General features: G+C 61.4%; 11 protein-coding genes. 3 read left to right on the top strand and 8 right to left on the bottom strand.

What is annotated here, in order from left to right; translation table 11 throughout:
- Position 1: 1 nt before the first annotated feature.
- From J3B00_RS24540 to J3B00_RS24555, 4 genes are all read right to left on the bottom strand, one after another.
- Positions 2 to 766: an amino acid ABC transporter ATP-binding protein gene (locus tag J3B00_RS24540; protein WP_186553836.1), complete on the bottom strand. Its 765-nt coding sequence runs from the start codon at positions 764 to 766 to the stop codon at positions 2 to 4.
- Positions 767 to 776: 10 nt separating this feature from the next.
- Positions 777 to 1,874 (bottom strand): amino acid ABC transporter permease, encoded by a 1,098-nt coding sequence (locus tag J3B00_RS24545; RefSeq protein ID WP_209873407.1) that lies wholly within the window; start codon positions 1,872 to 1,874, stop codon positions 777 to 779.
- Between the two features lie 10 nt (positions 1,875 to 1,884).
- A complete protein-coding gene (locus tag J3B00_RS24550) occupies positions 1,885 to 3,063 on the bottom strand; it encodes an amino acid ABC transporter permease (RefSeq protein WP_209873410.1) in 1,179 nt (392 codons plus the stop codon).
- 68 nt (positions 3,064 to 3,131) lie between these two features.
- Positions 3,132 to 4,160: an amino acid ABC transporter substrate-binding protein gene (locus J3B00_RS24555; protein WP_209873413.1), complete on the bottom strand. Its 1,029-nt coding sequence runs from the start codon at positions 4,158 to 4,160 to the stop codon at positions 3,132 to 3,134.
- Between the two features lie 336 nt (positions 4,161 to 4,496).
- Here J3B00_RS24555 and J3B00_RS24560 point away from each other — a divergent pair, with 336 nt between their 5' ends.
- Together J3B00_RS24560 and rhlB are read left to right on the top strand one after the other, a co-directional pair.
- A complete protein-coding gene (locus J3B00_RS24560) occupies positions 4,497 to 5,153 on the top strand; it encodes an alpha/beta fold hydrolase (RefSeq protein WP_209873418.1) in 657 nt (218 codons plus the stop codon).
- 101 nt (positions 5,154 to 5,254) lie between these two features.
- On the top strand, positions 5,255 to 6,688 hold the full coding sequence (rhlB, locus tag J3B00_RS24565) for an ATP-dependent RNA helicase RhlB (protein WP_209873421.1): 1,434 nt from the start codon (positions 5,255 to 5,257) through the stop codon (positions 6,686 to 6,688).
- Positions 6,689 to 7,630: 942 nt separating this feature from the next.
- Here rhlB and moaE read toward each other — a convergent pair.
- Genes moaE through moaC form a run of 3 tightly spaced genes read right to left on the bottom strand, consistent with a single transcriptional unit; the run spans position 7,631 to position 8,795 of the window.
- Positions 7,631 to 8,077, bottom strand: a complete 447-nt coding sequence (gene moaE / locus J3B00_RS24570; protein WP_209873424.1) for a molybdopterin synthase catalytic subunit MoaE — start codon at positions 8,075 to 8,077, stop codon at positions 7,631 to 7,633.
- Between the two features lie 2 nt (positions 8,078 to 8,079).
- Complete coding sequence (gene moaD, locus J3B00_RS24575) at positions 8,080 to 8,325, bottom strand: molybdopterin converting factor subunit 1 (RefSeq protein WP_209875152.1); 246 nt, start codon at positions 8,323 to 8,325, stop codon at positions 8,080 to 8,082.
- Entirely contained in the window at positions 8,325 to 8,795 is a 471-nt protein-coding gene (gene moaC / locus J3B00_RS24580) for a cyclic pyranopterin monophosphate synthase MoaC (protein WP_209873427.1), read from the bottom strand. Before moaC ends, moaD begins: the two co-directional genes overlap by 1 nt.
- 367 nt (positions 8,796 to 9,162) lie before the next feature.
- Here moaC and J3B00_RS24585 point away from each other — a divergent pair, with 367 nt between their 5' ends.
- Positions 9,163 to 11,517 (top strand): TonB-dependent receptor, encoded by a 2,355-nt coding sequence (locus tag J3B00_RS24585; RefSeq protein ID WP_245362945.1) that lies wholly within the window; start codon positions 9,163 to 9,165, stop codon positions 11,515 to 11,517.
- A 166-nt stretch (positions 11,518 to 11,683) separates the two neighbouring features.
- Here J3B00_RS24585 and J3B00_RS24590 read toward each other — a convergent pair whose 3' ends face one another.
- On the bottom strand, positions 11,684 to 13,078 hold the full coding sequence (locus J3B00_RS24590; RefSeq protein WP_209873433.1) for a PhoH family protein: 1,395 nt from the start codon (positions 13,076 to 13,078) through the stop codon (positions 11,684 to 11,686).
- Positions 13,079 to 13,246 lie beyond the last annotated feature (168 nt).

Here is a 13,246-nt window from a genome sequence, read left to right on the forward strand (position 1 = left end):
ATCAATGCAAGATCTGGCTCAAGAACAACTTGGTCCGGTCACTGCGCGGCCGATCAAAGAAGTCATCCGGCGCCGCCTGCTCGACGATCTCGCCCTTGTCCATGAAGATCACCCGGTTCGCCACCGTCCGGGCAAAGCCCATCTCGTGGGTCACGCAGAGCATGGTCATGCCGTCTTCGGCCAGGCCGACCATGGTATCCAGCACCTCTTTGACCATCTCCGGGTCGAGCGCCGAGGTCGGCTCATCGAAGAGCATGATCTTCGGCTTCATGCACAGCGCGCGGGCAATCGCCACACGCTGCTGCTGACCACCGGACAACTGCCCGGGAAACTTGTGCGCCTGCTCCGGAATCCGTACCCGCTCCAGATAGTGCATGGCGATTTCCTCGGCCTTGCGCTTGGGCATCTTGCGCACCCACATCGGCGCCAGGGTGCAGTTCTGCAGGATGGTCAGGTGCGGGAACAGGTTGAAGTGCTGGAACACCATGCCCACCTCACGGCGGATCGCCTCGATCTGCTTGAGGTCGTTGGTCAGCTCGACACCATCGACCACGATGCGCCCCTGCTGGTGCTCCTCCAGGCGGTTGAGGCAGCGGATGGTGGTCGACTTGCCCGAGCCCGAAGGCCCGCAGAGGACAATGCGCTCGCCCTGGCGGACGTTGAGGTTGATGTCCTTGAGCACGTGGAACTGGCCATACCATTTGTTCACGCCCTGCATCTGGATGATGCCTTCGGGGCCAGCAGGCTGCTTGATCGCTTCACTCATTTCGAAACTCCTAACGCTTGTGGCCAGTGTCCAGCTTGCGCTCCAGGTGCATGGAGTAGCGGGACATACCGAAACAGAAAATCCAGAACACCAGGGCCGCGAACACGTAGCCCTCGGTCGCCATACCCAGCCAGGCTGGGTCAGCTGCCGCCTGCTTGACGCTGTTGAGCAGGTCGAACAGGCCGATGATGATCACCAGGCTGGTGTCCTTGAACAGGGCAATGAAGGTGTTGACGATGCCGGGGATGACCAGCTTGAGCGCCTGCGGCAGGATCACCAGGCCCATGGCGCGCCAATAGCCCAGGCCCATCGCCGCAGCGGCCTCGTACTGGCCCTTGGGAATGGCCTGCAGGCCACCGCGCACCACCTCGGCGATGTACGCCGACTGGAACAGGATCACGCCGATCATGGCCCGCAGCAGCTTGTCGAAGCTCATGCCCTCAGGCAGGAACAGCGGCAGCATTACCGACGACATGAACAGCACGGTGATCAACGGCACGCCGCGCCAGAACTCGATGAAGGTCACGCAGACCACCTTCACCGCGGGCATGTTCGAGCGTCGTCCCAGTGCCAGCAGGATGCCCAATGGCAATGCCCCGACGATGCCGACAGTTGCGATCACCAGGGTCAGCATCAGCCCGCCCCACTGGTTGGTCGGCACCGTGGCCAGGCCCAGGCTGCCGCCATGCAGCAGCAGATAGGCAAGGATCGGGTACAGCACCAGGAAGCCCAGGCCGTAGATCGCCTTGCGCGGGAAGCGCTTGATGAACAGTGGCGCAGCACCGATCACCGCCAGCCATACCGTCAGGTCGACCCGCCAGCGCAGCTCAGGTGGGTAGTAGCCATACATGAACTGGCCGAAACGTTGCTGGATGAACACCCAGCAGGCGCCATCCTTGGTGCAGTCGGCGCGGGTCGTGCCGACCCAGTTGGCATCGATCAGCGACCATTGCAGCAGCGGCGGCACGATCAGCCATACCAGGTACAGGGCGAACAGGGTCAGCAGGCTGTTGAGCCAGCTGGAGAACAGGTTTGCACGCATCCATGCGAGCACGCCGACGGTTTTGACCGGTGGCGGCATATCGGGTTTGAAAACGTGGGCATTCACGGTCGTATCCTCACCGCTCGATCAGCGCAATGCGCTTGTTGTACCAGTTCATCAGCAGCGAAATGCTGATGCTGATGGCGAGATAGACACTCATGGTGATGGCAATCACCTCGATCGCCTGGCCGGTCTGGTTGAGTACCGTGCCGGCGAACAACGAGACCATTTCCGGGTAGCCGATACCGGCCGCCAGCGACGAGTTCTTCGCCAGGTTCAGGTATTGGCTGGTCAGTGGCGGAATGATCACCCGCAGGGCCTGGGGGATGATCACCTTGCGCAGGGTCGGGCCTTCGCGCAGGCCAAGCGAACGGGCTGCTTCGGTCTGGCCATGGCTGACCGAACGGATCCCGGAACGGACGATCTCGGCAATGAATGCCGCGGTATAGATAGTCAGGGCCAGGGTCAATGCCAGCAGCTCCGGGATCAGTACCCAGCCGCCAACGAAGTTGAAGCCCTTGAGCTGGGGCATTTCCCAGTGTACCGGGCTGCCGAACAGCACCGCGCAAACTCCAGGGATACCCAGCAACAGCAACAGGCCGACCCAGAACTTGTGAAACGGCTCGCCGGTGTCGTTGAAGCGCTTGTTGGCCACCTTGACCATCAGCACCACCGCGATGATCGCCACTGCCACGGCGAGCACAAATGGCCAGAAACCCTCGGACATGGTTGCGCCGGGCATGTTCAGGCCGCGGTTGCTGATGAAGAACATATCGTCGATGTTGATGCTGCCGCGCGGCCCAGGCAGGGTCAGAAACACCGCGAAGTACCAGAACAGGATCTGCAGCAGCGGCGGTATGTTGCGGAAGGTCTCCACGTACACCGTGGCCAGCTTGCTGATCATCCAGTTCGGCGACAGCCGCGCCACGCCGATGATGAACCCGAGCAAGGTCGCCAGAACGATGCCGATGAAGGTCACCAGCAAGGTGTTGAGCAGGCCGATGACAAACACCCGCGCATAGCTGTCGGATTCCACATAGGGAATCAGGTGCTGAGCGATGCCGAAGCCGGCGCTGCGTTCAAGGAAGTCGAAGCCGGAGGTGATGCCCCGGTGTTGCAGGTTGGTCTGGGTGTTGTGGAACAGGTACCAGCCCAGACCGACCACGAACAGCACCGTGAGGATCTGGAACAGCCAAGCGCGCACACGAGGATCGCTCAGGGAAAAACCCTTCTGTGCGCCGATTCTATTTTGCATGAAGTGCCCCGGAAAAAAGGGATCAGAACAGCCTGCGACGGCGGGATGCCGCCGCAGGGTGCCGCCAATCAGCGCACAGGTGGCGCGTACTGGATGCCGCCGTTGTTCCACAGGGCGTTCATGCCACGGTCGATCTCAAGCGGAGTGCCCTTGCCAAGGTTCTTCTCGAACACTTCGCCGTAGTTGCCCACTTGCTTGACGATCTGCACTACCCAGTCTTTGGGCAGCTTGAGGTCTTTGCCGTACTCACCGTCGCCGCCGAGCAGACGTGCGTTGTCCGGGTTCTTGGTGGACTTGGCTTCGGCTTCGACGTTCTTCGAGGTGATGCCCGCCTCTTCGGCGTTGAGCATGGCGAACAGGGTCCACTTGACGATGCTGAACCACTCTTCATCACCCTTGCGCACGACCGGGCCGAGCGGCTCCTTGGAGATGGTCTCAGGCAGTACCACGTAATCGGTCGGCCCAGCCAGCTTGGAGCGCTGTGCGTAGAGCTGCGACTTGTCCGAGGTAAGCACATCGCAGCGGCCGGATTCGAGCGACTTGGCGCTCTCGTCAGAAGTATCGAAGGTGATCGGAGTGTACTTCAGGCCATTGGCGCGGAAGTAGTCGGAGACGTTCAGTTCGGTGGTGGTACCGGCCTGGATGCACACCGTGGCACCGTCGAGCTCCTTGGCGCTGGAGACGCCGAGCTTCTTGTTGACCAGGAAACCGATGCCGTCGTAGTAGGTGACGCCGGCAAACACCAGGCCCATGCCCGAGTCACGGGAGCTGGTCCAGGTGGTATTGCGCGAGAGTACGTCGACTTCGCCGGACTGCAGCGCGGTGAAGCGCTCCTTGGCGTTGAGCTGGCTGAACTTGACCTTGGTCGCGTCGCCGAACACGGCAGCTGCGACAGCACGGCAGACATCGGCATCGATGCCGACGATCTTGCCGGTGGAGTCAGGTACCGAGAAACCGGGAAGGCCATCACTCACGCCACACTGGACGAAGCCCTTCTTCTTTACCGCATCCAGCGTGGCACCGGCGTGGGCCATGCCCACCGAGCCCAGCGTGGCGGCAGCAGTCAGGACTGCCAGGGTGGTTTTCAACATCTTCATTCACAACCTCCAAATCGCTCTTGTTGTATCGAGCCGGAATCGCACCGCACCCTTTTGAGGCGCATCCGACCCTTGTTGGCTTGTTATTGGGTCAATTGGCGCAATGGGCTGTTCTATGACAGCCTTGGATCCGCGCTAGGGGTGTTACCGTTGCAGGTGAAACCCTTCGCATCACTCGATTCATAGCAAAGCGCGTACCACAGTCGCAGGCTTAAGCGTTTAAGCCGCCGTCAAGTGGCAAAAGTTGTAGAGTTGCGACATCTTCTTCTGGCATTACCCACCGATGCCTTTTTTTCACGCACTCATTACGTACGCGCGCACATTTTCGGAGCAGTCATGACCAACCCGCTGATTCTCGAACCGCAGAACACCGCTGACGCCTGTGTGATCTGGTTGCACGGCCTGGGTGCCGACCGTTACGACTTCCTACCGGTTGCCGAATTTCTCCAGGAGCGCTTGCTCAGCACACGCTTCGTCATGCCCCAGGCGCCAACCCGGCCGGTCACCATCAATGGTGGCTATGCGATGCCCAGCTGGTACGACATCAAGGCCATGACCCCGGCCCGGGCCATCGACGAAACCCAGTTGGAGGAGTCGGCCGAGCAGATCATCGCGCTGATCAAGGCCGAGCAGGCCAAGGGCATCAACCTGGCGCGGATCATCCTCGCCGGCTTCTCCCAAGGTGGTGCGGTGGTGCTGCACACTGCCTATATAAAGTGGCAAGAAGCGCTGGGCGGTGTGATTGCGCTGTCTACCTACGCGCCAACGTTCAGCGAAGGCCACCAGTTGACCGCCTGCCAGGAACGCACCCCGGCGCTGTGCCTGCATGGCGTGCATGATCCGGTGGTGATCCCATCCATGGGCCGCACCGCCTTTGAGTACCTCAATACCTGGGGCGTCGCCGCACGCTGGCAGGAATACCCCATGGAACACGAAGTCGTCGTGGCAGAGCTGAGCGATATCCATGATTGGTTGAGCGAGCGCCTGCGCTGAGCCCGGCCCGCTTGTAGTTGCCTGTGCATTCCGCTACGCCGCGCCTGATTCTTGCATTACACTGCCCGGCGTACATTCCTTAATCAATTGATGAGATGACCGTGCTCAAGGCACTGAAAAAAATATTCGGCAAGGGAGACGCCGTGCCTCAGGCCGTCGAACCCGATGCCCACGTGATTATGCCCGTGCCCGCGGCTCAGCCGCCGGTTCCCGAGGCCAAGGCCAGCCCCCAGGTTGAGCCCCCTGCCAGCCCCCGCGTCGACAAGCCTGTCCAGGACAAGCCGCGTCGCGAGCGCAAGCCCAAGCCACAGGCCAGCCTGTGGAAACCGGAAGATTTCGTCGTCGAACCCCAGGAAGGCAAGACCCGCTTCCACGACTTCAAGCTCTCCAACGAACTGATGCATGCCATCCAGGACCTGGGTTTCCCCTACTGCACGCCAATCCAGGCGCAAGTGCTGGGTTACACCCTGCGTGGCCAGGACGCCATCGGCCGCGCCCAGACCGGTACCGGTAAAACCGCGGCCTTCCTGATCTCGATCATTTCCCAGCTGCAGCAGACGCCACCGCCCAAAGAGCGCTACATGGGCGAGCCGCGCGCGCTGATCATCGCGCCGACCCGTGAGCTGGTGGTGCAGATTGCCAAGGACGCCGCCGACCTGACCAAGTACAGCGGCCTGAACGTGATGACCTTTGTCGGCGGCATGGACTTCGACAAGCAGCTCAAGGCCCTTGAAGCGCGGCACTGCGACATCCTCGTGGCCACCCCAGGGCGCCTGCTGGACTTCCACCAGCGTGGCGAAGTGCACCTGGACATGGTCGAAGTGATGGTGCTGGACGAAGCCGACCGCATGCTCGACATGGGCTTCATTCCCCAGGTGCGGCAGATCATTCGCCAGACCCCGCCGAAGAGCGAGCGCCAGACGCTGTTGTTCTCCGCGACCTTTACCGACGACGTGATGAACCTGGCCAAGCAATGGACCACCAACCCGGCGATTGTCGAGATCGAACCGGAGAACGTTGCCAGTGAGACTGTCGAGCAGCATGTGTATGCCGTGGCCGGCAGCGACAAGTACAAGTTGCTGTACAACCTGGTGACCCAGCAGAAGTGGGAACGGGTGATGGTCTTTGCCAACCGCAAGGACGAAGTACGGCGCATCGAAGAGCGCCTGGTGCGCGACGGCATCAATGCTGCTCAGCTGTCGGGCGACGTGCCGCAGCACAAGCGTATTCGTACGCTGGAGAACTTCCGCGAAGGACGCATCACCGTGCTGGTGGCGACCGACGTGGCGGGGCGTGGGATTCATATCGATGGCATCAGCCATGTGATCAACTTCACCCTGCCGGAAGACCCCGACGATTACGTGCACCGGATTGGCCGTACTGGCCGGGCTGGGGCTGCGGGGATATCGATCAGCTTTGCTGGCGAGGATGACTCGTATCAGTTGCCGGCGATCGAGACGCTGCTGGGGCGCAAGATCAAGTGCGAGATGCCGCCGGATGAGCTGTTGCAGGCGGTACCGCGCAAGCATTCCTGATCTTTGAACTGGGGCTTGGGCTTGGGCTTGGGCTTGTAGGTTGGGGGCTTATCCATTTGATGGGGTGCTGCTACTGGCCCCTTCCGCCCTTACGGCGGGTCACTTTTTGGCAAACGCCCCAAAAAGTAACCAAAAAGGTCTCCGCTCCGTCATACGGCCCTCCGCTGCGCTACGGGTACCCTCGCTCCGGTCTTGCTCCGGGAGGACCGCGCTGTACGGCCCCTCCTGGGCCTCAGCGCTTTCCGGCCATCCATGGCCTCCACCTCCCTGCGCAAGCCCTCCACTCGGCCTCCTGAAGTCGCTGGTAGATCAAGAGCCAGATCAAGATCAACAGCCAGGGCAACGGCAGGCGAATCGCTGCGCTCTCGCTTTGTTTATTTACCAGCGGATTTGTGGGGTCGCTGGCAGGGCTGCGCCCTGCGATTTGCATTGGCAGTACCGGCCTCTTCGCGGGGCAAGCCCGCTCCTACAGGTATTGCGCAAATTCAAAATCTGCGCCAACCCTGTAGGAGCGGGCTTGCCCCGCGAAGAGGTCCGAATATCCACCACCCATGCCACTATCGAAGACAACGCCAGCCCAGACGCCGCTCGTAACTTCGCGACTTCAGGAGGCCGAGTGGAGGTCTTGCGCAGGGAGGTGGAGGCCATGGATGGCCGGAAAGCGCTGAGGCCCAGGAGGGGCCGTACAGCGCGGTCCTCCCGGAGCAAGACCGGAGCGAGGAGACCCGCAGCGCAGCGGAGGGCCGGATGCAGGAGCAGGCGGTTTTTGGTTACTTTTTTCCAAGAAAAAATGTGACCCGCCGTAAGGGCGGAAGGGGCCAGAAGCGCCACCACATCAAATGGATAAGCCCAAAATCCCTAAGCCAGCCAAGCCAACAGATCCCCCCAAAATGCCCAATCCCATCGTTATTCCGATGTCGCCCCAACAATCCTCAACCGTCTTTACCAGCGCTCGGCAGCATCCTGATCAGACTGCTTGCCTTCCACCCAGCGCGGCCCGTCCTGGGTATTCTCCTTCTTCCAGAACGGCGCCCGGGTCTTCAGGTAATCCATGATGAAGTTGCAGGCATCGAACGCCGCCTGCCGGTGAGCACTCGCCACCCCGACAAACACGATCGGCTCACCTGGCTGCAACGCGCCGATCCGATGCAGCACCTCGACCTTGAGCAACGGCCAACGCTGCTCGGCCTCGACGACGATCTTGACCAAGGCCTTCTCGGTCATCCCCGGGTAGTGTTCGAGGAACATCCCGGCCACGTCCCGGCCATCATTGAAATCACGCACATAGCCGACAAAAGCGACCACCGCCCCCACGCCGACATTGGCGGCATGCATGGCATTGACTTCAGCGCCCGGGTCGAACGCCTGCTGCTGCACTCGCACTGCCATGTTCAGCCTCCAGTCACCGGTGGGAAGAACGCCACCTCATCGCCCTCCTCCAGCGGCTCTGCAAGGCGGCACAAGTCCTGATTGCGCGCGCACATCAGGTTCTGTTCGGCCAACACCTGATAAGCACCGCCCTTGGCCAGCAGCGCCTCACGTACATCCTCAACCGTCGCGAACTCACCCTGCAGGCGCTCGCCATCGCTGCCAAGCAGCTCGCGGTAACGGGCGAAATACACCACCTCGACGTTGATCATGGCTGCACCTGGTAATGGCCACTCTTGCCGCCGATCTTCTCCAGCAAGCGCACCTGCTCGATGACCATGCCCTTGTCGACGGCCTTGCACATGTCATAGATCGTCAGCGCGGCAACGCTGGCCGCCGTCAGCGCTTCCATCTCGACCCCGGTCTGCCCGGCCAACTTGCAACGGGCGACGATGCGCACGGCGTCGGCCCCCTCGGCGCTCAGCTCGACTTTGACGCTGGTCAGCATCAACGGGTGGCACAGCGGGATCAACTCGCTGGTCTTTTTCGCCGCCTGGATGCCGGCAATCCGCGCCACGGCGAACACGTCACCCTTGGGGTGCTCGCCGTCGACGATCATCTGCAGGGTCTGCGGCAACATGCGCACACGCGCCTCAGCCACCGCCTCGCGTTCAGTCACGGCTTTTTCAGTGACGTCGACCATGTTGGCGCGCCCCTGGGAATCGAGATGAGTCAGCACTGCTCTGCTCCTGTGAAGGGAACACAGAGTGTAAACCCGCAGGTCAGGATTTAGCAGGAAAAACTGCGCGCAGAGGCGCGCTTCAACGGCCCCACCGCATAATAAATATTTGTGATTTTATAAAATCATAAAATACCAATGGCTGATAATTAGCATATTCCAAAAAAGCCTTTCACTTCGTCTTTTTATAGTAATAACTTCACTCGCAGACCGTCATTTCATCCCAACAACGCTTTCGAAGCTGTACCCGCGCCACGGGCCAGTGCCAGGCTCAATGGACTTTACTCGCATGCCCACGATTGCCTCCGCAGTACCCAGCAAAAAACTTCATTTGTCCTTGCTGACCAGCTCCCTGCTGCTGGCGGCCATGCCCAGCGTTGTCAAGGCCGCCACCGACGACCCCACCCTGAGCACCGTGACGGTGATCTCTACCGGGGTGCGCGGCCAGGAGAGAACCGTCGCCAACAGCCCGGCGCCCATCGACGTGATCAACAGCGAACAGTTGCTCAAGACCGGCCGCGCCGAACTGTCCGAGGCCATCTCCAAGTTGCTGCCCTCGTTCAACTTCGGCACCAACATCGCCGGCTACAACTCGGTGACCCGCCCGTTGAGCAACCGCAGCCTCGGCCCCGCCTACACCCTGGTACTGGTCAATGGCAAACGCCGCCACAACGGCGCCACCGGCCAGCGCGGCTCGATCGACAACAGTGGCGCCAATGCGGTCGACATCGACCTGATCCCGGTCAGTGCGGTTGACCATATCGAAGTGCTCAAGGACAGTGCCGCGGCTCAGTACGGCTCGGATGCGGTGGCCGGGGTGATCAACATCATCCTCAAGTCCAACAGCGCTGGCGGGCATCTCGAAAGCAGCTACGGCAAGCTGTTTTCCGGCGAAGGTGAAACCATCAAGCTGGCCGGCGACCAAGGCTTCACACTGGGTGAAGGCGGCTTTTTCCACCTCTCTGCCGACGCTCGCAAGCGTGGTAATGCCTCATGGAACGACAAGGCCGACGCCAGCGTCAGGGCCTTCCGTGATCCGGCAAAGGAAGCGGCCTGGGACCGCGAAGCAATCAAGAACGGCGACCCCGACCTCAAAGCGTTCAACGTCGCCTACAACGCCGAGCTGCCGCTGGACGACCTCACCCTGTACTCGTTTTCCACCTATGGCGAACGCGATGCCGAAGCGGCGAACTACTTCCGCCTGCCGACCGGAACCGCCGCGGTGCCTGAAGTGTTCCCCGATGGCTATTACCCGCTGAACAACATCAAGGACCGCGATTACCAGTTCCTGTTCGGCGGCAAGGGGCAGGTGGCTGACTGGAACTGGGACCTCAGCACCACCTACGGCCGTAACAATGTCCATCACTCAAGTGACCTCAACATCAACCCGTCGCTGGGGACCGCTTCGCCGACCAAATTCGACAACCTGGCAACCTTCCGCTTTGAGCAGTGGGTCAACAACCTGGACATCACTCGCCGCTACGACAGCCTGTTCAACCTGACCTCGCCGGTGCAGGTGTCGGCTGGTCTGGAGCATCGCTGGGAGCGCTTCAGCACCTTCGCCGGTGACCCCGAGGCGTATGTTACTGGCAGCTACCCGGCGGCTTCTGGCGCGCAGGCGGCGGTGACCATTCGCCCGGAAGATGAGGTCAACCTGATTCGCAACAACTATGCCGGTTACCTGGACCTGGGCTTTGACCTGAGCGAGCGCTGGTTTCTCGACGTCGCCGGGCGGGTCGAGCATTACGACGATGACTCGGGCAACACCTTTGGCCTGAAAGTGAACTCCCGCTACGAACTGACCGACACCGTGGCGGTCCGCGGCACTGTCGGGACCGGCTTCCGCGCGCCATCGCTGACGCAGATTGGCTACACCGTTGCCGACAACCGCGTGGCCACTGACGTGAACGGCAACGTGGTGCCGGCAGTGACGCGCCTGACCCCGTCTGGCAGCAGCCTGGCCCAGGCGCTGGGCGGCGATGACCTGAAGCCGGAGAAGTCGCGTAACCTCGGCCTGGGGCTGACCTGGCAACCGGCGCCGCGCACCAGCATCACCGCCGACGCCTACCTGATCGACATCGATGACCGCATCGCCCTGACCAGCAACATCTACGACCAAGGCAACGGCGTCATCAACAGCATCCTGGCCGCGCAAGGCGTGTCCAGCGGCACGTGGGTCAACTACTACACCAACGCCTTCGACACCCGCACCCGCGGCCTGGATATCGTCGCCGACCACAGCACGCCGCTGGATGCGTGGGGCGATGTGCGCTGGAGCCTGGCGTTCAACTGGAACAAGACCACCATCGAAGGCACCCGCGACACCCCGGCAGCATTGGCCAATTCGGGAGTGGGCCTGGTGGGGCGTGACCGCGAGGGTGACCTCACCGAAGCCTCACCGAAGACCAAATGGATCATCGGCGCCAACTGGAAAATCGTCGACCTGGCGGTCAACCTGCAGACCACCCGATATGGCTCGGTCAAGACCCTGGCGGTTAACCCGACGGGCGACCGCAGCTTCGGCGCGAAATGGATCACCGACCTGGATGTGAGCTACACATTCGCCGAGCACCTGACGGTCAGCCTGGGTGGCACCAACATCTTCAACGAGCGGCCTGATGACCATGCGGTGTACAGCAATCTCGGCCTGGCGCCTTATGGCAACCCGCCGTTCTATCCCGGTGGTGGTTACTGGTACAGCAAGATCGCCTACGATTTCTGAGGAAGTGGCTGACTGTAGCGGCCTCTTCGCGGGGCAAGCCCGCTCCTACAGGATTAGTGTCGCTCACAGTATTAGCGAACACCCTCGATCCTGCAGGAGCGGGCTCGCCCCGCGAAGAGGCCGGACCAGCCGCACACCTGACTGAGCAGGCGTGCGGCAAAAGCCCCTACAGATGCGACTCGGCATACTCGGCCAGCACCGAGCGCGGTACCCCTTGCAGGGTGATGTGCACGCCATGCGGGAAGTCCTTGAAGCGCTCGGTCAGGTAGGTCAGACCGGAGCTGGTCGCAGACAGGTAAGGCGTATCGATCTGCGCCAGGTTGCCCAGGCAGACCACCTTGGACCCAGAACCGGCACGGGTGATGATGGTTTTCATCTGGTGCGGGGTAAGGTTCTGGCATTCATCGATGAGGATCAGGCTCTGCTGGAAGCTGCGCCCGCGAATGTAGTTCAGCGACTTGAACTGCAGCGGGACGCGTTCGAGGATGTACTCGACACTGCCATGGGTGCTCTCATCGTCCATGTGCAAGGCTTCGAGGTTGTCGGTGATGGCGCCCAGCCACGGCTCCATCTTCTCGGCTTCGGTCCCCGGCAGGAAACCGATCTCCTGGTCTAGCCCTTGTACGCTGCGGGTGGCGATGATGCGCCGGTAACGCTTGCTGACCATGGTCTGTTCGATGGCCGCAGCCAGGGCCAGGATGGTCTTGCCCGAACCCGCCGCGCCGGTCAGGTTGACCAGGTGGATGTCCGGGTCGAGCAGGGCGAACAGCGCCAGGCTCTGATGAATGTCGCGCGGTTTCAGGCCCCAGGCTTCCTGATGCAGCAGTGGTTCCTGGTGCAGGTCGAGCAGGAGCAACTCATTGTCACGGATGCCCTTGATCCAACCCACGAAGCCCTGCTCGTCAATGATGAACTCGTTGACATGCACGGCCGGCAAATTGTCGGTCAATTGCACCCGATGCCAGGTACGGCCCCGCTCCTGACGGGTCTCGACCTTGCTGACGCGGTCCCAGAAGGAACCCGTGACAGAGTGGTAGCCCTTGGACAGCAGCGATACGTCATCGACCAACTGGTCGGTGCTGTAATCCTCGGCAGCGATCCCGCAGGCGCGCGCCTTCAGGCGCATGTTGATGTCTTTGGTCACCAGCACCACGTCGAGATCAGCGCGTTTCGCGCGCAGTTCAAGCAGCTGGTTGATGATGATGTTGTCGGCCAGGTTCTCCGGCAGCAGGCGATTGGGCTCGCTGCGCGGGCTCATCAGGATCGACAGGAAGCCCTTGGGGCCACTTTTGCCACGTTGGATCGGCACGCCCTGCTCGACATCTGCGGGCGAGGCGTCTGCAAGGGTCTGGTCAATCAGGCGAATGGCTTGGCGACAGTCGGCGGCGATGGTCTGCTTGCCCGTCTTGAGCTTGTCGAGTTCCTCCAGCACCGTCATCGGAATGGCGACGTGGTGCTCCTCGAAGTTGAGTAAGGCGTTGGGATCGTGAATCAGGACATTGGTATCGAGCACATAAAGGATTGGCTTGGTGGAGGAAGGGTTGCGTCCATGGTCATCCATACTCGGGCACCTTGTGTCAGAACCACGCGGCGCGTAACTGCTGCGCCGCCAGAGTGACGCCGTTCTTCCCGTATCCGCGTTGTTACGGGCGGGAAGCACACCTGGCAAGGAGGGTCTGGATGACGCCACCTGTGCTGCAGGAATCGGCTGTCTGGTTCTTTCATACAG

This window comes from Pseudomonas sp. BP8 (genome assembly GCF_017875955.1).
Classification (GTDB): domain Bacteria; phylum Pseudomonadota; class Gammaproteobacteria; order Pseudomonadales; family Pseudomonadaceae; genus Aquipseudomonas.

What these genes read in the sequence shown, in the direction of transcription:
- J3B00_RS24560 (WP_209873418.1), top strand. Translation starts at nt 4,497, where the DNA reads ATGACCAACCCGCTGATTCTCGAACCGCAGAACACCGCTGACGCCTGT.
- J3B00_RS24585 (WP_245362945.1), top strand. Translation starts at nt 9,163, where the DNA reads ATGCCCAGCGTTGTCAAGGCCGCCACCGACGACCCCACCCTGAGCACC.
- J3B00_RS24540 (WP_186553836.1), bottom strand. Translation starts at nt 766, where the DNA reads ATGAGTGAAGCGATCAAGCAGCCTGCTGGCCCCGAAGGCATCATCCAG.
- J3B00_RS24555 (WP_209873413.1), bottom strand. Translation starts at nt 4,160, where the DNA reads ATGAAGATGTTGAAAACCACCCTGGCAGTCCTGACTGCTGCCGCCACG.
- moaE (WP_209873424.1), bottom strand. Translation starts at nt 8,077, where the DNA reads ATGGCAGTGCGAGTGCAGCAGCAGGCGTTCGACCCGGGCGCTGAAGTC.
- J3B00_RS24550 (WP_209873410.1), bottom strand. Translation starts at nt 3,063, where the DNA reads ATGCAAAATAGAATCGGCGCACAGAAGGGTTTTTCCCTGAGCGATCCT.
- J3B00_RS24590 (WP_209873433.1), bottom strand. Translation starts at nt 13,078, where the DNA reads ATGGATGACCATGGACGCAACCCTTCCTCCACCAAGCCAATCCTTTAT.